Genomic DNA, 16666 nt, shown 5'->3' with positions numbered 1-16666 from the left:
CGGGGAGTTCCATGTTTCGACGGGTCGCCATCATCGGCGGCGGAGCCGCCGCCGCCACCCTGCTCAGCGAATTGCTGGAGCGCGCGTCGCCGCAACCGCTGCAGCTGGACTGGTTCACCGGCGGCGGCACTCCCGCGCGCGGGGTGGCCTATGCCACCACGTCGGAGCGCCACCTGCTGAACGTGCGCGCGGCCTCGATGAGCATGTTCGCCGGCAGGCCGCGCGGCTTCCTGGATTTCGTGCAGCGCGACGATCCCGCCACTGCCGGCACCGACTTCCTGCCGCGCCGCCGCTACGGCGATTACCTGGAAGCCGAGGTGGCGCGTGCGCTGCAACACGGCAAGGTGCATGGGCACCACGTCAACATCGTCCCGTTCGCGGTCGACGCGCTGGTGCCCGAAGCGGGCGGCGTCACCGTGATCCACGGCGAGGAAAGTCACCGGGCGGACGCGGCCGTGCTGGCGCTGGGCGCGCTGCCGCCGCAGCCGCTGGCCGCAGTCGGCGCCGAAGCGCTGGCCAGCGGCCGCTACGAGGTCGATCCATGGCGACTGCTGGCCCGGCTCGACGAGCTGCAACCGCCGCCACGCAAGGTGGTGATCATCGGCCTGGGGCTCACCGCGGTCGACGTGGTGCTGGAACTGTCCGCGTGCTGGCCGCAGGCCGAATTGATCGCGGTCTCGCGCCACGGCCACTTTCCGGAGGCGCACCTGCACGCCGCCGGCACGCCGGCGGGGGACGGCACCGAACTGGTCGAGGCGATGCGCGACGCACCGGAGATCCGCCGCTGGATGCACCTGCTGCGCGAGACGATCGCGCAGGAAGGCACCGAATGGCGCCCGGTCGTCGACAGCCTGCGGCCGCACCTGCCCGGCCTGTGGGCCGAGCTGTCGGCGGAGCAGCGCGCGCGCTTCATGCGCCACGCGCGCTGGGCGTGGGAACGCGTGCGCCACCGCATGCCGCCGCTGGTGGGTGAAGCCATCGCCGCCCTGGAGCAGCAGGGCCGGCTGCAACGCCGGCGCGGGCGCGTGCACGCGGTGGAGGCCGCCGGCGACGCGCTGCAATTGGGTATCCGCCACGCCGGCGCAACCCAGGTGCTCGATGCCGACCTGGTGATCCAGACCGTCGGCCTGGATACTGACGTGCGCCGCAGCAACCACCGCCTGGTCAGCCAACTGCTCACCAATGCGCACATCGTGCCCGATCCGCTCGGCCTCGGCATGGCGGCAAACCAGGACGGCCGCCTGCAACACGACGGCCAGCATTGGCCCCACCTGTTCGCCATCGGCAGCCTGTTGCGCGGCACACTGTGGGAATCCACCGCGATGCCGGAAATCCGCCAGCAGGCCCGCAATCTCGCGGACCGGTTGCTGGGCGGCTGAGCGCCCGGCCGTGACCTCCGGGTGCCCGCGATGATCGCCGCCTGCGTCGTGCTGCTGCACCTGCTGGGCATGCTTGCGGCGATGCACGCGGTGATGCACACGCGCACGCCGCAAGGTGCGATCGGCTGGACCCTGGGCCTGCTGTTGCTGCCGTACGTCACCCTGCTGCCGTACCTCTACCTCGGCTCCAGCCGCTTCCTCGGCTATCGGATCGGACACCCGCGGGCGCACCCGACGGCCGCCGCCGCAGGCACCGCGGCGGCGGCCGACCCAGCGTGTGAGCGCTACGCGTCGATCAGCGCGCTGCAGGGCCGGCCGTTCCGCAGCGGCCACCGCCTGCGCCTGCTGATCGACGGCGACGCCGCCTTCGACGCGATGCTGGCGGCGATGGCCGCGGCCGAACATTGCCTGCTGGTGCAGTTCTTCATCATCCACGACGACACGCTGGGCCGGCGCCTGCAGCAGGTGCTGCTGCAGCGCGCCGCGGCCGGCGTATGCGTGTACGTGCTGTTCGACGGCATCGGCAGCCACGCCCTGCCGCAGCGCTACATCGACGAACTGCGCGCCGGCGGCGTGGCGATCCACCGCTTCGCCACCCATCGCTGGCGCAACCGCCTGCAGCTGAACTTCCGCAACCACCGCAAGATCGTGGTGGTGGATGGCACGCGCGGCTTCGTCGGCGGGCTCAACGTGGGCGAGGAATACCTTGGCCTGAAGCCGCCGCTGGCGCCGTGGCGCGACACCCAGCTGGAACTGTCCGGGCCGGCGGTGGCCGACCTGCAGCAGCTGTTCGCCGAGGACTGGCGCTGGATCACCGGAGCGCCGCCGCCGCTGCCGCTGCCGCCGGCGCCGCCCGCCGACGGCGACGCCAGCGCGCTGGTGGTGGCCAGCAGCCCGGCCGACCCGCAGGAAACCGGCTCGTTGTTCTTCACCGCCGCGATCAACGCGGCGCGCCAGCGCGTATGGCTGAGCACGCCGTACTTCGTGCCCGACCACGCGGTGCGCGCGGCGCTGCAGCTGGCGGTGCTGCGCGGGGTGGACGTGCGCATCCTGATCCCCTCGCGGCCCGACCACCGCACGGTGTTCCTCGCCTCCACCCTGCACGCCTACACTGCGGTGCGCGCCGGCATCCGGGTGTTCCGCTACCAGCCCGGCTTCCTGCACCAGAAGGCGCTGCTGATCGACCGCGACACCGCCGCGATCGGCAGCCTGAACCTGGACAGCCGCTCGTTCCGGCTCAACTTCGAGGTCGCCGCCCTCGCCGTCGACCACGCCTTCGCCGCCGAGGTCGCGGCGATGCTCAACGCGGACTTCACCCGCGCGAAGGCCATCGACGAGCGCGAGTACCGCGATACGCCCTACCTGGGCCGGGTGGCGATGCATGTGGCACGATTGTTCGACCCGCTGCTGTAAGCACATCGCCCCGGAGCACCCTTCCATGCGCCAGCTCGCCCTGCTGCTTTGCCTGATGACCCTGAGCCTGGCCGTACACGCCGGCGAACCGCCACGCTTCGTCGAGCGCTCGCTCGAACTGCACGGCACCACCTACCGCTACCAGGTGTTCGTGCCGGACGGCTGGACGGCCAAACGCGACTGGCCGGTGGTGCTGTTCCTGCACGGCAGCGGCGAGCGCGGCAGCGACAACCGGAAACAGCTTGGCCAGGGCCTGCCGCCATGGCTGCGCGAACACGGCAAGGACTTCCATGCGGTGGTGGTGATCCCGCAGGCGCCGGAGGGCGCCGCGTGGCACGGCGAGATCGAGCGGATGGCGCTGCAGGCGCTCGACGACAGCGTCGTCGAATGGCACGGCGATCGCCGGCAGCTCTACCTCACCGGCCTGTCGATGGGCGGCTACGGCGCATGGCAGATCGCGGTGGATCATCCCGGCCGGTTCGCCGCCGCGGCCATCATCTGCGGCGGCATCGCCCAGCCCAACGACAGCGACCGGCTGCAGGTCGACGGCATTCCCGCCGGGATGGCCGATCCCTACGCCTGGATCGCCGTGCACATTGGCAGCTTGCCGGTGTGGATCTTCAACGGCGCCGCCGACGACGTGGTGCCGCCGGCGGAATCCCACCGCATGCACGCGGCATTGCAGGCACGCGGCAACGAGGTGCGCTACACCGAATTCCCCGGCGTCGGCCACGTCTCCTGGCCGATGGCCTACGCCACCGCGCAGCTGTGGCCGTGGATGTTCGCGCACCACCTGCCGGCGCGCTGACCGACGCTAGCGGCGCCCGCCGAAACGCCGGCGCCAGTCGCCGCTGGCGAGTGCCCAGCCGACGTAGACACCGGCGACCACGCCCAGCAATTCGCACAATGCGCGCAGGCCGATATGGTCCGGGTCGTGCACCTCGGCCAGCTTCACCTTCAGCAGCTGCAGCGACTGCAGCCGGCCGTAATTGAAATAGAACAGGTTCCACAGATCGCCGCTGGCGGCCAGTGCGGTCGCCAGCAGGAACGACCAGCCGATCTGCGGGCCCCAGCTCCAGCCGTTGCGCCGGCCCAGCCAATGGATCACGAAAAACAGCAGCAGCCCCGCCGCTGCCGCGATCGCGCCGGCCTGGATCCCGCCGACGATCCCGTAACCCATCCACGACTGGTCGTACTGCATCGCGCACCCCTGAACCGCGTTGCCACTGCATCGCGCATTATGCGGCATCGCCGCGGATGGCGCGCCGCGCGCTAGACTTCGCCGGAGCATCCGCACAAGTCAGCCCATGAACCAGCCACTCTCGCCGCACGCCGCACTGATCGTGGTCGACGTGCAGCCGGACTTCATGCCCGGCGGCACGCTGGCCTGCCACGAGGGCGACGCGATCGTGCCGGGCATCGATGCGCTGCTGCGCGCGCGCCGCTTCCGCCACGTGGTGGCCACCCAGGACTGGCATCCGCGCGGGCACGTCTCGTTCGCCGGCTCGCACCCCGGCCGCGCGCCGTTCGAGCAGATCGCGCTGTACGGCCAGCCGCAGACGCTGTGGCCGGACCATTGCGTGCAGGGCACGCCCGGCGCCGCGCTGCATCCCGGCATCGACTGGTCGGCGCTGGATGCGGTGATCCGCAAGGGCAGCGACAGCGCCGTGGATTCCTACAGCGGCTTCCGCGAAAACCACGGCCCGCACGGCACGCGCCCCAGCACCGGGCTGGCCGGCTGGCTGCGCGAGCGCGGCGTGGACGAGGTGTTCGTATGCGGGCTGGCGCGCGACGTGTGCGTGCTGTGGACCGCGCAGGACGCGCAGGCACTGGGTTTCCGCGCCAGCGTGCTGTGGGACCTCAGCCGCCCGGTGACACCGGCCGGCGACGAGACCACCCGCGCCGCGCTGCAGGCGCAAGGCATCGGCATCGTCGGGTCAACCGCGTTCGCCGGGCAACGGTGAGGCACCGGAGGTCTCGGCTCCCTCCCCTGCAACGCAGGGGAGGGTGGCGACCGCAGGGAGTCCCTTTGGGACAAGCAGGGGGGAGGAGCCAACTTCAGGCCTCGTTCTCGCCGCTGGCGCGTACCTGCGGTTCGCCGTCTTCGTCGATCTCCACGCTGAGCGTGATCGGCCGGCAGCACACCTGGCAGTCCTCGATGTAGTGCTGGCTGGGGATCGAGGCGTCGAGCAGGATCTCGACCGGCTCGCCGCAGTACGGGCAGCCGATGGTGTACGGGGTGAGCATGGCGCATCTCGGCAGGCGGGCCATCAAGTACACCACGGCACCGTAGCGGCGGCGATGCGACGCTCAAGCCTCGCGCAGCGACCATGCCTGCGGCAGGCCGATCCAGAACAGTGCGTCGCGTGCGCAGCGCGGGGCCAGCTTCAGCAGTTCGTTGTCCTTGCTGACCAGCCAGCGCGCGCCCGATGCCCGCGCCAGTTCCAGGAACTTCTGGTCGTCCGGATCGGCACAGCGCGGCAGCGGCGCCGCGCCCGGCGCCGTGGCGAATTCGTCCGGCAGGCAGCGCACCAGCGCATCGAACGCCGCCTCGATCGCCGGCCGCGTGGCGTCGGTGACCGGCAGCTGCGGGTAGTGCAGCACGCGCAGCCACTCGTCGCGGCAATCGGCACGCGTGACGGCTTCGATCGTGCCGCACTGCATCGCCACGTGCAGCGCGGCGGACTGCGGCTCATGGAACACGAACAGGTCCAGGCACACGTTGGTGTCCAGCACGATACGCGGCGGCGGTGACAGGTCGGCACTCATCGCGGCATGATGAAGCAAGCGGGCCACGCTATACACTGCACACTTTCCGACCGGAACCGTCGTCCATGGCCGAGCGCGAGTTCAACGACTACCTTGCCCGCTCCGGCGCCACGCTGGAAGGCTCGCGCTATGCGGCGTGGCTGGCGATCACCCCGCGCCGCCACGGTTTTCCGGTGTACTACTCGATCTGCGAAAACCGCAGCTTCCGCGACAAGGACGTTGCCGAGGTCGCTGCGGCGAAGGCACTGGCCGACATGACAGGGCTTGAAGCGGACGGCACGCCGGTGTTCCCCGAAGGTTATACCGGCTTCGACGACTAGGTGCGGCGGCGGACAATGTCCGCCCTACGCTGCTGCGCTCGCCAGCTCGCGCAGCCGCTCCAGCGCCGCCGGGATCGCTGCCGGCGCATCCACCGTGAGCACGCGCGGCTCGTCGGCGTCCAGCCCGTTCTCCAGCTCGTGCGCCCAGGTCACGTGATACGGCAGGTGCACGCCCCAGCCGCCCAGCCGCACCACCGGCTCGATGTCCGAGCGCAGCGAGTTGCCGACCATCGCGAACTGTGCCGGCTGCAGCGCGAACTCGCCCAGCACGCGGCGATAGGTGGCGGCGTTCTTCTCCGAGACGATCTCGATGCGGCGGAACAGATCGGCCAGCCCGGACTCGGCCACCTTCTTCTCCTGGTGGAACAGGTCGCCCTTGGTGATCAGCACCACCTCGTACTTGCCCGCCACCGCCTCGACCGCCTCGCGGATGCCGGGCAGCAGTTCCACCGGATGCTGCAGCACCGCCTTGCCCAGCTCGACCAGGCGATGGATGTCGGCGGCGCTGATGCGGCCGTCGCTGACCGCGATCGCGGTCTCCACCATCGACAGCGCCATGCCCTTGGCACCGTAGCCGAACAGCTTGAGGTTACGCTGTTCGGTGGCCAGCATGCTGTCGTGCACGTGCTGGTCGCCCAGGTCCACGTAGCGCCCCATGATGGCGGCGAACGCATCGCCGGCCTGGCGGTAGTAGCCCTCGCTGTGCCACAGCGTGTCGTCGCCGTCGAAACCGATCAGTTGCAGCATGGTCGTCTCGCGGAGGGAATCGGAGGCCAAGAATAGCGGGCCGCAGCGCTCGACGTTATGCCGCCGTCAGGAACCGGATCAGCAGATCATCGAAAGGCCCCGCCGATTCCATGTTGCAGATATGCCGGCCAGCGACGTCGGCGTAGCGACCGTCGACCACGCCCGCGGCAAGCGCCCTCAGATCGTCCGGTGTCGTGACCGGGTCGTCGCGACCGGCCAGCGCCAGCGTCGGCACGTCGATACGACCGAGCGCGGCGCGGAAGTCGGCGTCGATCAACGCCGCGCAGCAACCGGCATAACCCTCGACCCCGGTCTGCTGCAGGCGTGCCAGGATGTCGGCCACGGCCGCCGGTTGCGTCGCCGCGAACGATGGCTCGAACCAGCGCGACACGGTGGCTTCGGCAATCGACGCCATGCCGTGCTCGCGCACCTGCTCGATGCGTGCGCGCCAGCCGTCCCCGGTGCCGATCTTCGCGGCGGTACTGCACAGCACCAGCCGATCCAGCCGCTGCGGTGCGTGCAGCGCGATCCACTGGCCGACCAGGCCGCCGATCGACAGCCCGCAGAAGTGGGTACGCGCTATGCCGAGCGCGTCGAGCAGGCCGAGCACATCACGGCCCAGTGCCTCCATCGAATACGGACCGGCCGGCGTGGCCGAGCGGCCATGTCCGCGGCGGTCATAGCGCAGGAGGTGGAAGTGCTCGCCCAGAGCCGCGATCTGCCGGTCCCACATCGTCAGGTCGGTGCCGAGCGAGTTGCAGAACAGCAGCCACGGCGCGTCGGCGCGGCCATCGGTCCGGTAGTGCAGGCGCACGCCGTTGGCCTCGACAAAACCGGACCGGTTTTCCATGGCCGCACTCATACGCGTTCGATGGCAAGGGCGATGCCCTGCCCCACGCCGATGCACATGGTGGCGAGGCCGCGCCGGCCGCCGCAGGCTTCGAGCTGACGCAACAGGGTCAGCGCCAGCCGTGCACCGCTCATGCCGAGCGGATGGCCCAGCGCGATCGCGCCGCCGTTGGGATTGACGTGCTCGGCATCGTCGGCGAGGCCGAGTTGGCGCATGCAGGCCAGCCCTTGCGCCGCGAAGGCTTCGTTGAGCTCGATCGCGTCGAAATCGTGGATGCCGAGGCCGAGGCGGGCCAGCAATTTCTGCGTCGCCGGCACCGGCCCGATGCCCATCACGGTGGGCGCAACCCCGGCGGTGGCGAGGCCGAGCACGCGCGCACGTGGCCGCAAGCCATGACGCTCGACAGCCGCCGCGGAGGCGAGCAGCAGCGCGGCGGCGCCGTCGTTGATCCCGGAAGCATTGCCGGCGGTCACGGTGCCCGGCGTGCGAAACAGGGGCTTGAGCCTGGCCAGCGCATCGAGCGTGGTGTCGCCGCGCGGATGTTCGTCGACGGTGACTTGGGTCGACTCGCCGCGCTTGCGGCCCGCCACCGTGACCGCCGTGATTTCGTCATCGTAGAAACCGGCGGCGCGCGCCTTCGCGTTGCGCTGCTGGCTGCGCAGCGCGAAGCGGTCCTGGTCTTCGCGCGCGATGCCGTATTGTGCGGCGACGTTCTCCGCGGTCTCGCCCATCAGCTCGACGCCGTAGCGGTCCTGCATCGCCGGATTGATGAAGCGCCAGCCCATCGTGGTGTCTTCGATCAGCTGGCTGCGCGCAAACGCGCCCTCGGCCTTGCCCATCACGTACGGCGCACGCGACATCGATTCGACGCCGCCGGCGATGGCGACATCCATCTCGCCGGCGCGGATCGCGCGCGCCGCGCTGCCCACCGCATCGAGTCCGGAACCGCACAGGCGATTGAGCGTCACTCCCGGCACGCCGACCGGCAGCCCGGCCAGCAGCAGACTCATGCGCGCAACGTTGCGGTTGTCCTCGCCGGCCTGATTGGCGCAGCCCATGAACACATCGTCGATGCGCTCGGGATCGAGCGACGACTGGCGCTTCAACAGCGCCGCCAGCGGCACGGCACCGAGATCGTCGGCGCGGACGCCGGCCAGCGCGCCACCGTAACGGCCGATCGGGGTGCGGATGCCATCGACGATGAAGACCTCGTCCATCATTCGGCACTCCCTTGCTGCTTGCCGTGGGCGTCGGTACGGGCCTGCAGCCCGCGCAGGGCTTCCAGCTCGGAAACTTCCGGTGCAGCGGTTTCCACCACGCTGTCGGCAAACCGGATCGGCCAGCCGGTGGCCCCGGTGACCTGCTCGCGGCTGATGCCCGGATGGATCGACACCACGGTCAGTTCACGCGTCACCGGGTCCGGCTCCATCACGCACAGGTCGGTCACGACCACCGTCGGGCCACCGCCCGGCAGACCGGCTTGCCTGCGCGCGTCGCCACCGCCCATGTGCCCGACCGAGGTGACGAAATCCAGCTTGCCGACGAACGCCCGCGTGGACTGGCGCATGATGATGAACACCTGCCTGGCCGAGCCGGCGATCTCCGGCGCACCACCGGCGCCGGGCAGGCGCGTCTTCGGGGCGTCGTACGGACCGATCACGGTAGTGTTGAGATTGGCGAAGCGGTCGATCTGCGCGGCGCCGAGGAAACCCACGTCGACACGCCCGCCCTGCAGCCAGTAGCGGAAGATTTCCGGCGTGGAGACCACCGTATCGGCCGTATCGGCGAGTTCGCCGTCGCCGATCGACAGCGGCAGCACGTCGGGCTTGGCGCCGATCGGGCCGGACTCGTAGATCAGCACAACGTTCGGCGCACTGGTCAGCCGCGCCAGATTGGCCGCCGTTGAAGGCAGGCCGATGCCGACGAAGCACACCGCGCCATCCGGCAGGCGGCGAGCCGCGGCGACGGTCATCATTTCATTGGTGGTATAGCTGCTCATGCGGCCACCTCCCTCAGCCCTTCGGCATGAACGCGCTGGAAACCGGCGAAGTCCGCGGTGTCGAGTATGTGTTTCTGGATCCACGCGGTGAACCGCTCGCGGTCACGCGCGATCGCATCCCAGGCCAGATAGAACTGGTTGTCGCGCTCGTAATAGCCGTGCGCGTAGGACGGTGCCGCGCCGCCGGGCACGAGGCACACCGCGCTGACCACCCACTTGGGCAGGATGCAGGCATTGGGCGCGGCATCGAGCCGGTCGACGATTTCCTCGACGGTGACGATGACCTTCTTTGCCGCCAGCGCCGCTTCCTTCTGCACGCCGAGGATGCCCCACAGCAGCACGTTGCCCTGGCGATCGGCCTGCTGGGCGTGGACCACGGTGACATCGGGATTGACCGCCGGCGAGGTCGCCAGCTTCTCGCCGGTATAGGGGCAGTCGATGAACCTGATGCTGTCGTTGACCCTGGGCAGGTCCGAGCCGATGTAGCCGCGCAGCAGCGCGAACGGCAGGCCGGAAGCGCCGGCGACATACGCATTGGCCATGTCCGCATGGCTGTGCTCGCGGATATCGAGCCGGCGCGGCCAGCCCTTTTCCACGGCGTCGCGCAGGCGGTGCAGCGAGCCCACGCCGGGGTTGCCGCCCCACGAGAAGCGCAACGCCTTCGCGCAGCCGGCGCCGATCAGCTGATCGTAGATCAGGTCGGGCGTCATGCGCACCAGCGACAGATCGCGCCGGCCCTGGCGGATCACTTCGTGACCGGCCGCATGTGGAATGAGGTGCGTGAAACCCTCCATGGCCACGGTGTCGCCATCGTGGATGAGGCCCGACACCGCCTCGCGCAGGGAACATATTTCAGCCATGGTAAAGCTCCAGCGGCGTCCTGCCCGCCATGAAAAGTGGGATGGTGGTGTACATAGCCATGCTCAGCCCTGGTCGCCGCCACCGACCGGCAGGACGGTGCCGGTGATGTAGGAGGACTCGTCCGAGGCGAGAAACAGGATCGCGGCGGACTGCTCGCGCAGGCTGCCATAGCGCTTCATCAGGCTGGAGTCGACGGTCTGCGCGACGATGGCCTGGTACCAGGCGGCTTCCTGCGCATCCGGCGCGGCGCTGTTGCGCGGCGTCTTGCGCGGCGGCGCCTCGGTGCCGCCCGGCGCGACGGCGTTGACGCGGATGCCGCGGCCGGCCGTCTCGAACGCCAACGACGCGGTCAGCGTGTTCACGCCGCCTTTCGCGGCGGCATACGGCACGCGGTGGATGCTGCGCGTGGCCACCGAGGACACGTTGACGATGCTGCCGCCGCCCTGCGCCAGCATCGCCGGCAACACCGCGTGGCAGCACCACAGCGTGGGGAACAGCGAGCGGCGGATCTCGGCCTCGATCTGCGCCGTCTCGTAGTGTTCGTAGGGCTTCGCCCAGATCGTGCCGCCGACGTTGTTGACCAATACATCGATGCGGCCGTGCGCACGCATCGCCGCCGTCATCACCTCGTGCGCCCCGTCATAGGTCTCGAGATCGGCCTGTACCGCCACGCATCCGGCACCGAGCGCGCGCACTTCCTCCGCGACCTCGGCGAGGAACGCGGCGCGATCCGCCAGCACCAGTCGGCCGCCCTCGCGGGCGATGTCGAGCGCGACCTCGCGACCGATGCCCTGCGCGGCGCCGGTGACCACCACGCTCTTGCCGCTGAAGCGGTCGGCGCGGGCCATTACGCCGCCTCCTTCACGCTTGCGATGCTGGCCGTGAACTTCTCGTAGTGGAAGCTGGCCGGGGTCACGCCCAGCTCGGCGAGATGACGGCGAACCGCATCGACCATCGGCGGTGGCCCGCACAGGTAGACGTCCACCGTGCCGCCGTACAGCATGTCGGCCACCAGGTGGTCGGTGACGAAGCCCTTGCGCGGATGCGCCGACTCCGCCGCGGCCACGATCGTGGCGAAGCGGAAGTTCGGCAGGCGCTCGGCATAGGCCTGCAACTGCTCGACCAGCACCAGGTCCTGCTCGCGGGTGACCGCATACAGCAGTTGCACCGGTGGCGTGCCGTCGCTGCCGGCCAGCACTTCCAGCATCGACAGGAATGGCGCCAGTCCGGTGCCGCCGGCCAGCATCAGCAGCGGGCGCTGCACGTCGCGCAGATAGAAGCTTCCCATCGGCCCGGTCAGCGACAGCGTCTCGCCCGGCTGCGCGCGGCCCAGGTAGCCGCTCATCAGCCCATCCGGCACCTGCTTGATCAGGAACGAGCAGCGGCGCACGCCTGGCGCCGAACTGAACGAGTACGAGCGCGTCCGTCCGCTGCCGGGCACGTCGATGTTGACGTACTGCCCGGGCAGGAACACCGGCGCCGCCGCATCGGCGGCCACCTCCAGCTCCAGCTCCAGCGCCGCGTCGCCGTGCGGCACGATGCGCCGCACGGTGGCTTCGAAGCTGGCGGTGCCGGTCTTGCAGGCGGTGGAGGGCTGCGGCACCGCCACCACGCAATCGGAGGACGGCTTCATCTGGCAGGTCAGCACCAGACCCTGCCCGGCCTCGTCCGCACTCAACGCCTCTTCGATGTAGTCGTCGCCGAGATCGTAGGCGCCCTGTTCGCAACGGCACTTGCAGGTGCCGCAGACGCCATCGGAGCAGTCCATCGGCAGGTTGATGCGCTGCCGGTAGGCGGCATCCAGGACGGATTCGCCGGGCCGGCAGTCAATGAAGCGGGTCACCCCGTCCTCGAAACTCAGCGCGATGCGGAAGCTCACAAGCTCACCTCACGAAAGCAGACAGGCGCGTCAGATGTGATAGACATCGATCACCTGGTGGATATAGTCGTTCTTCAGCACCACCTTCTTGCTCACGATCAGCGGTTGTCCGCCGCTGGTGTCCAGCCCGCTCGAGTCCAAGGTGTAGAACGAGGTGCCGAAGTAGCTGTTGGTGGTCTTGTAGCGATGGCTGAGCGTGTGCCAGTTGAAGCGAAGCTCGATGCGCCCGCCCTCCTGCGACAGCACTTCCAGGTTGCTGATGTTGTGCGCGGTGCGCGGCTCCGGCAGGCTGGCACCGGAGCGCTCGGTCTTGATCCGGAACACGCGATCCTCCAGACCTTCGCGGCTGGGGTAGTAGATCAGCGAGATCGCGCTCTGCGGATCCGCGGTCAGCGTGTCGTCGTCGTCCCAGGCCGGCATCCAGAACACCGCCTTGGGTGCATAGCACGCCAGCCACGCATCCCAGTCGCGGTCGTCCAGCAGGCGCGCCTCGCGGTAGACGAAGGCGGCGATCTGTTCGTGGCTCAGACGCATGGCGCAGCCTCCACCGCGGCGGCCTGCCCGGCGTCGCCGCGCTCGGCGGCGATCGCCTTGCGCATGCACTCGGCCCAGTAGCCATGCTGCCTGAGGTACGAGGCTTCGTCTTCGGGACGCGTGCCGCTGATCAGCGGCTGCATGCCCATCGCCTTCGCGTTGTCGTCGGCACCCTCGACCCAGTGGCCATCGGCGCCGCGACTGAGGTCGTTCCACGGCATGGCGATGCCCTGGTAGCCGTGCTGGCAGGCGCGGAATTCTTCCAGGTCGTCCGGCGTGCCCATGCCGCTGACGTTGAAGAAATCCTCGTACTGGCGGATGCGCGTCGCGCGCGCCTCGGCGCTCTCGCCCTTCGGCGCGAAGCAGTAGATGGTGATCTCGCTCTTGTCGACGGCGAGCGGCCGCGTCACCCGGATCTGGGTGGAGAACTGGTCCATCAGATAGACGTTCGGATAGAGGCAGAGATTGCGCGTCTGGTTGATGATGAAGTCGGCGCGCTGCTCGCCGAGTTCGGCCACGAGACGCTCGCGATGGGCGTACACCGGGCGCACCTCGGGGTTCAGCAGCCGGGTCCACAGCAGCAGGTGGCCATGCTCGAATCCGTAGACGCCTCCGACGCCCTTCGACCAGCCGTTGGCATCGACCGCGTGGGTGCCGCCTTCGTCGTAGTTGCGCCGGCCCATCGTCGCCGCGTAGTTCCAGTGCACCGAGCTGACGTGGTAACCGTCGACGCCGTTCTCGGCCTGCAGCTTCCAGTTGCCGTCGTAGGTGTAGGACGAGCTGCCGCGCAGCACCTCCAGCCCGTGCGGCGCCTGATCGACGATCTGGTCGATGATCACGCGGGTCTCGCCGAGATGCTCCTCCAGCGGCAGCACGTCGGCGTTGAGGCTGCCGAACAGGAAGCCGCGATAGGAGGCGAAACGCGCCACGCGTTTCAGGTCATGCGAGCCATCGACATCGAAGCTCGGCGGGTAGGCGCCACTCTTGGCGTCCTTGGCCTTGAGCAGCTTGCCGCTGTTGCTGAAGGTCCAGCCGTGGAACGGACAGGTGAAGCTGCCCTTGTTGCCGCGGTGGCGCCGGCACAGCATCGCGCCGCGATGCGCACAGGCATTGATCAGCGCATGCAGCTCGCCCTGCTTGTCGCGCGTGATCACCACCGGCTGGCGACCGATCCAGGTACTGAGGTAGTCGTTGGGCTCGGGCAGCTGGCTTTCATGCGCCAGGTATACCCAGTTGCCTTCGAAGATGTGCCGCATCTCCAGCTCGAAGATGTCCGGGTCGGTGAAGATGTCGCGGCGGACGCGATAAACGCCGGCCTCCGCGTCCTCGATCAAGGCCGATTGCAGTGTCTCGATGATGGGCTGGACCATGACTTGAACTCGCATCTGGCCGCCCGGTCGTACGCGACCGGTGCGGCATGGGTGGGAAAGTGCCGTCGCCGGGTCAGGCCGCCGCGCGTGCACGCTGCACGACCTGCTCGGACACCACCGTGGTGAGCGGAGTCAGCACGAAGTCGAACTCGATGTCGGCATAGGGCGCATCCAGTCCACGCGCCTTGATCGCCTCCGGCGCATCGATCCGCCGGACCGGCGGAATCAGCTCGTCGCGCGTCGCGAATGCGAAATCGTCGTGCAGATAGGCGTCGCCATCGATGTTGATCTGGGTAGTGAGGTGACGATGCTGGTCGGCGGAGACGAAGAAATGGATGTGCGCCGGGCGCTGGCCGTGACGGCCGATCAAGTCCAGCAGCGCCTGGGTCGGACCGTCCGGCGGACAGCCATAGCCGTTCGGCACCATGCTGCGGAACTCGTAGCGACCCTGCGCATCGGTGCGGATGCGGCGACGCAGGTTGAACGCGCTCTGCGACGCATCGAAATAGGAGTACATGCCCTTGCTGTTGGCGTGCCACACGTCGACGATCGCGTTGGCCAGCGGCCTGCCGGCGAGGTCGCGCACGGTGCCGTGCATGATCAGCACCTGGCCCTCGTCGGCGTCACTGTCGAGACGGGCCACGCCGTCCGAGATCGGCGCACCGGCGACGTAGAGCGGGCCCTCGATCGTGCGCGGCGTGCCGACCTGGATGCCGGCGGCGGCATCGGCGGCGTCCATGCGAATATCGAGAAAGCGCTCGAAGCCGAGGCCCGCAGCCAGCAGGCCGGCTTCGCCGGAAGCACCGAGCTGGTTGAAGTAGTTCGCCGCGCTCCAGAACTCGTCCGGAGTGATGTCGAGGTCCTCGATCGCCTGGAACAGGTCGCTCATCACGCGATGCACGATCTGCTTGGCGCGGGCAGTACCTGCCACGGACTGCAGGCCGCTGGCGACCTTCAGGAAGTCCTGGACCTCGGAAGTTGGGACGGTCTTGACGCTCATGGTGTCGGCTCTCTCTCGTTCGGTGTTGACTGGATGGCGATCTGTGCGGTCGGGATCAGCGGTCGTCGTCGTGCAGCGACGACGGATGCCGGCACAGCGGCATCACGGCAATGTCCATGTAGGGGAACAGCGGCAGCGACAGCAGCAGGTCGTGCAGTTCGCTGCCGTCGGCGACGTCGAACACGCTGACGTTCGAGTACTGCCCGACGATGCGCCAGATGTGGCGCCACTGGCCGCTGCGCTGCAGCTGCTGGAAACGCGCCTTCTCGTCGGCCTTCAGCTTCGCCGCGGTTTCGGCGGGTACGTCGTGCGGGATGCGCACATCCATGCGGACATGGAAAAGCATGCTCAGACTCCTGTGGTAACGGTGCCGGCAGGCACGCTGACGGTGCGGTGCGCGGCATCGCGGCGGAAGAACTGCACGCGGTCCTCGTCCAGCACGACGCCGAGACCGGGACCGGTGGGAACGGTGAGCTGGAAGTCGCTGTAGGCGAGCGGCTCGACCAGGATCTCCTCGGTCAGCAGCAGCGGTCCGAACAACTCGGTGCCCCACTGCAAGTTCGGAAAGGTGCTGAACACATGCGCGGCGGACGCGGTGCCGACCGGCCCCTCCAGCATCGTGCCGCCGTACAACTCGATGCCGGCGGCATCGGCGATCGTGCCGACGCGCTGCGCCGCGAACAGGCCGCCAGCCTGCTCGGTCTTCACCGCGAACACGTCGACGGCGCGCGCGCAGGCCAGCTGGTAGGCGGTCTCGGGACCCTGCACCGACTCGTCGGCCATCACCGCGATCGGGAAGCGCCGAGTCAGCCGCGCCAGCGACGCGGCATTCGCGGTCGGCTGTTCGACCAGATCACAGCCGGCGTCGGCCAGCGCCGGCAGGCCGCGCACCGCGTCGGTTTCGCTCCACGCCATGTTGACGTCCACCCGCACGCTGGCACGGTCACCGACGGCGCGCTTGATCGCCGCCACGTGCGCGACGTCGTCCGGCACCGGGCGCATGCCGATCTTCAGCTTGAACACGTTGTGGCGACGCTCGGCCAGCATCCGCTCGGCTTCGGCGAGGTCGCGCGCGGTATCGCCCGAGGCCAGCGTCCACGCCACCGGCAGGCGATCGCGCAGGCGACCGCCGAACAGCTCGGAGAGCGGTACGCCCAGGCGTTTTCCCTGCGCATCCAGCAGCGCCGTTTCCACCGCGCATTTGGCGAAATGGTTGCCCTTCACCAGCTTGCCGATCTTCGCCATCAGCGCACGCACGCGGGTCGGATCGCCGTCCTTCAGCAGCGGCGCCATGTATGTATCGATCGTGAGCTTGATGCCTTCCGGACTTTCCGGGCCGTAAGACATGCCGCCGATGGTGGTGCCTTCGCCGATGCCGACGATGCCGTCCGAACACCATAGGCGGAGGATCATCAGGGTCTGCGCATGCATCGTCGCCACCGACATGCGGTGCGGACGGATGGTCGGGATGTCGAGCAGCAGGGTCTCGACGCGCTCGATGCGCGGCGCCTGGTTCGGAACATGAGCAGGGGTGATGTGCATGGG

Annotated in this window: 20 protein-coding genes; 5 read left to right on the top strand and 15 right to left on the bottom strand. The window is 69.1% G+C overall.

The window, feature by feature from the left end; translation table 11 throughout:
- Positions 1 to 11: 11 nt before the first annotated feature.
- The 3 genes from AC1Q5A_RS13780 to AC1Q5A_RS13770 are packed head-to-tail and all read left to right on the top strand — an operon-like array spanning position 12 to position 3600.
- Positions 12 to 1379 (top strand): FAD/NAD(P)-binding protein, encoded by a 1368-nt coding sequence (locus tag AC1Q5A_RS13780; RefSeq protein WP_492701532.1) that lies wholly within the window; start codon positions 12 to 14, stop codon positions 1377 to 1379.
- Positions 1380 to 1409: 30 nt separating this feature from the next.
- On the top strand, positions 1410 to 2792 hold the full coding sequence (gene cls / locus AC1Q5A_RS13775; RefSeq protein ID WP_492701530.1) for a cardiolipin synthase: 1383 nt from the start codon (positions 1410 to 1412) through the stop codon (positions 2790 to 2792).
- A gap of 25 nt (positions 2793 to 2817) precedes the next feature.
- Positions 2818 to 3600 (top strand): carboxylesterase family protein, encoded by a 783-nt coding sequence (locus tag AC1Q5A_RS13770; protein WP_492701528.1) that lies wholly within the window; start codon positions 2818 to 2820, stop codon positions 3598 to 3600.
- Between the two features lie 6 nt (positions 3601 to 3606).
- Here the strand turns inward: AC1Q5A_RS13770 and AC1Q5A_RS13765 are convergent, their stop codons facing one another.
- A complete protein-coding gene (locus AC1Q5A_RS13765) occupies positions 3607 to 3993 on the bottom strand; it encodes a hypothetical protein (RefSeq protein ID WP_492701526.1) in 387 nt (128 codons plus the stop codon).
- Between the two features lie 106 nt (positions 3994 to 4099).
- Here AC1Q5A_RS13765 and pncA point away from each other — a divergent pair, with 106 nt between their 5' ends.
- Positions 4100 to 4756 (top strand): bifunctional nicotinamidase/pyrazinamidase, encoded by a 657-nt coding sequence (gene pncA, locus AC1Q5A_RS13760; protein WP_492701524.1) that lies wholly within the window; start codon positions 4100 to 4102, stop codon positions 4754 to 4756.
- 94 nt (positions 4757 to 4850) lie between these two features.
- Here the strand turns inward: pncA and AC1Q5A_RS13755 are convergent, their stop codons facing one another.
- Complete coding sequence (locus AC1Q5A_RS13755; RefSeq protein WP_492701522.1) at positions 4851 to 5039, bottom strand: CPXCG motif-containing cysteine-rich protein; 189 nt, start codon at positions 5037 to 5039, stop codon at positions 4851 to 4853.
- Positions 5040 to 5102: 63 nt separating this feature from the next.
- Positions 5103 to 5561 carry a putative toxin-antitoxin system toxin component, PIN family gene (locus AC1Q5A_RS13750; protein WP_492701520.1) on the bottom strand — a complete coding sequence of 153 codons (459 nt, stop codon included), beginning with the start codon at positions 5559 to 5561 and terminating at the stop codon, positions 5103 to 5105.
- Positions 5562 to 5626: 65 nt separating this feature from the next.
- Between AC1Q5A_RS13750 and AC1Q5A_RS13745 the strand changes: the two genes are divergently transcribed.
- The gene (locus AC1Q5A_RS13745) at positions 5627 to 5881 is read left to right on the top strand and encodes a hypothetical protein (RefSeq protein WP_492701518.1); all 255 of its coding nucleotides are present in this window, start codon (positions 5627 to 5629) and stop codon (positions 5879 to 5881) included.
- 24 nt (positions 5882 to 5905) lie between these two features.
- On the opposite strand, the gene AC1Q5A_RS13740 is transcribed toward AC1Q5A_RS13745, so the two are convergent.
- From AC1Q5A_RS13740 to AC1Q5A_RS13685, 12 genes are all read right to left on the bottom strand, one after another.
- Positions 5906 to 6658, bottom strand: coding sequence for an HAD family hydrolase (locus tag AC1Q5A_RS13740; protein WP_492701516.1), 753 nt, complete (start codon positions 6656 to 6658; stop codon positions 5906 to 5908).
- A 25-nt stretch (positions 6659 to 6683) separates the two neighbouring features.
- Entirely contained in the window at positions 6684 to 7478 is a 795-nt protein-coding gene (pcaD, locus tag AC1Q5A_RS13735; RefSeq protein ID WP_492701514.1) for a 3-oxoadipate enol-lactonase, read from the bottom strand.
- Positions 7479 to 7486: 8 nt separating this feature from the next.
- Positions 7487 to 8695 carry a 3-oxoadipyl-CoA thiolase gene (gene pcaF, locus AC1Q5A_RS13730; RefSeq protein WP_492701512.1) on the bottom strand — a complete coding sequence of 403 codons (1209 nt, stop codon included), beginning with the start codon at positions 8693 to 8695 and terminating at the stop codon, positions 7487 to 7489.
- Positions 8695 to 9477 carry a CoA-transferase subunit beta gene (locus AC1Q5A_RS13725; RefSeq protein ID WP_492701510.1) on the bottom strand — a complete coding sequence of 261 codons (783 nt, stop codon included), beginning with the start codon at positions 9475 to 9477 and terminating at the stop codon, positions 8695 to 8697. The genes pcaF and AC1Q5A_RS13725 overlap by 1 nt, the downstream gene beginning before the upstream one ends.
- A complete protein-coding gene (locus AC1Q5A_RS13720; RefSeq protein ID WP_492701508.1) occupies positions 9474 to 10337 on the bottom strand; it encodes a CoA transferase subunit A in 864 nt (287 codons plus the stop codon). The genes AC1Q5A_RS13725 and AC1Q5A_RS13720 overlap by 4 nt, the downstream gene beginning before the upstream one ends.
- A 63-nt stretch (positions 10338 to 10400) precedes the next feature.
- Positions 10401 to 11186, bottom strand: a complete 786-nt coding sequence (locus AC1Q5A_RS13715) for a 1,6-dihydroxycyclohexa-2,4-diene-1-carboxylate dehydrogenase (RefSeq protein WP_492701506.1) — start codon at positions 11184 to 11186, stop codon at positions 10401 to 10403.
- Complete coding sequence (gene benC / locus AC1Q5A_RS13710; RefSeq protein WP_492701504.1) at positions 11186 to 12217, bottom strand: benzoate 1,2-dioxygenase electron transfer component BenC; 1032 nt, start codon at positions 12215 to 12217, stop codon at positions 11186 to 11188. The genes AC1Q5A_RS13715 and benC overlap by 1 nt, the downstream gene beginning before the upstream one ends.
- Before the next feature lie 30 nt (positions 12218 to 12247).
- Complete coding sequence (gene benB, locus AC1Q5A_RS13705) at positions 12248 to 12751, bottom strand: benzoate 1,2-dioxygenase small subunit (RefSeq protein ID WP_492701502.1); 504 nt, start codon at positions 12749 to 12751, stop codon at positions 12248 to 12250.
- Positions 12742 to 14121, bottom strand: coding sequence for a Rieske 2Fe-2S domain-containing protein (locus AC1Q5A_RS13700; protein WP_492701500.1), 1380 nt, complete (start codon positions 14119 to 14121; stop codon positions 12742 to 12744). The genes benB and AC1Q5A_RS13700 overlap by 10 nt, the downstream gene beginning before the upstream one ends.
- 73 nt (positions 14122 to 14194) lie before the next feature.
- Entirely contained in the window at positions 14195 to 15121 is a 927-nt protein-coding gene (gene catA, locus AC1Q5A_RS13695) for a catechol 1,2-dioxygenase (protein ID WP_492701498.1), read from the bottom strand.
- Positions 15122 to 15176: 55 nt separating this feature from the next.
- Positions 15177 to 15467, bottom strand: a complete 291-nt coding sequence (gene catC / locus AC1Q5A_RS13690; RefSeq protein ID WP_492701496.1) for a muconolactone Delta-isomerase — start codon at positions 15465 to 15467, stop codon at positions 15177 to 15179.
- 2 nt (positions 15468 to 15469) lie between these two features.
- Entirely contained in the window at positions 15470 to 16663 is a 1194-nt protein-coding gene (locus tag AC1Q5A_RS13685; RefSeq protein WP_492701494.1) for a muconate/chloromuconate family cycloisomerase, read from the bottom strand.
- Between the last annotated feature and the right edge of the window lie 3 nt (positions 16664 to 16666).

It is taken from the genome of Rhodanobacter sp. GW835-FHT13D09, from assembly GCF_058793995.1.
Note: the sequence above shows the minus strand (reverse complement) of the source record. Positions and strands in the feature narration are given on the sequence as shown.

Excerpts from the sequence above, each read along its gene's own strand:
- catC (WP_492701496.1), bottom strand. The coding sequence starts at position 15,467 with ATGCTTTTCCATGTCCGCATGGATGTGCGCATCCCGCACGACGTACCC.
- AC1Q5A_RS13750 (WP_492701520.1), bottom strand. The coding sequence starts at position 5,561 with ATGAGTGCCGACCTGTCACCGCCGCCGCGTATCGTGCTGGACACCAAC.
- AC1Q5A_RS13780 (WP_492701532.1), top strand. The coding sequence starts at position 12 with ATGTTTCGACGGGTCGCCATCATCGGCGGCGGAGCCGCCGCCGCCACC.
- AC1Q5A_RS13700 (WP_492701500.1), bottom strand. The coding sequence starts at position 14,121 with ATGGTCCAGCCCATCATCGAGACACTGCAATCGGCCTTGATCGAGGAC.
- AC1Q5A_RS13770 (WP_492701528.1), top strand. The coding sequence starts at position 2,818 with ATGCGCCAGCTCGCCCTGCTGCTTTGCCTGATGACCCTGAGCCTGGCC.
- pncA (WP_492701524.1), top strand. The coding sequence starts at position 4,100 with ATGAACCAGCCACTCTCGCCGCACGCCGCACTGATCGTGGTCGACGTG.
- AC1Q5A_RS13715 (WP_492701506.1), bottom strand. The coding sequence starts at position 11,186 with ATGGCCCGCGCCGACCGCTTCAGCGGCAAGAGCGTGGTGGTCACCGGC.
- AC1Q5A_RS13720 (WP_492701508.1), bottom strand. The coding sequence starts at position 10,337 with ATGGCTGAAATATGTTCCCTGCGCGAGGCGGTGTCGGGCCTCATCCAC.
- pcaF (WP_492701512.1), bottom strand. The coding sequence starts at position 8,695 with ATGGACGAGGTCTTCATCGTCGATGGCATCCGCACCCCGATCGGCCGT.
- catA (WP_492701498.1), bottom strand. The coding sequence starts at position 15,121 with ATGAGCGTCAAGACCGTCCCAACTTCCGAGGTCCAGGACTTCCTGAAG.
- benB (WP_492701502.1), bottom strand. The coding sequence starts at position 12,751 with ATGCGTCTGAGCCACGAACAGATCGCCGCCTTCGTCTACCGCGAGGCG.
- AC1Q5A_RS13755 (WP_492701522.1), bottom strand. The coding sequence starts at position 5,039 with ATGCTCACCCCGTACACCATCGGCTGCCCGTACTGCGGCGAGCCGGTC.
- cls (WP_492701530.1), top strand. The coding sequence starts at position 1,410 with ATGATCGCCGCCTGCGTCGTGCTGCTGCACCTGCTGGGCATGCTTGCG.
- AC1Q5A_RS13745 (WP_492701518.1), top strand. The coding sequence starts at position 5,627 with ATGGCCGAGCGCGAGTTCAACGACTACCTTGCCCGCTCCGGCGCCACG.
- AC1Q5A_RS13685 (WP_492701494.1), bottom strand. The coding sequence starts at position 16,663 with ATGCACATCACCCCTGCTCATGTTCCGAACCAGGCGCCGCGCATCGAG.
- AC1Q5A_RS13765 (WP_492701526.1), bottom strand. The coding sequence starts at position 3,993 with ATGCAGTACGACCAGTCGTGGATGGGTTACGGGATCGTCGGCGGGATC.
- AC1Q5A_RS13725 (WP_492701510.1), bottom strand. The coding sequence starts at position 9,477 with ATGAGCAGCTATACCACCAATGAAATGATGACCGTCGCCGCGGCTCGC.
- pcaD (WP_492701514.1), bottom strand. The coding sequence starts at position 7,478 with ATGGAAAACCGGTCCGGTTTTGTCGAGGCCAACGGCGTGCGCCTGCAC.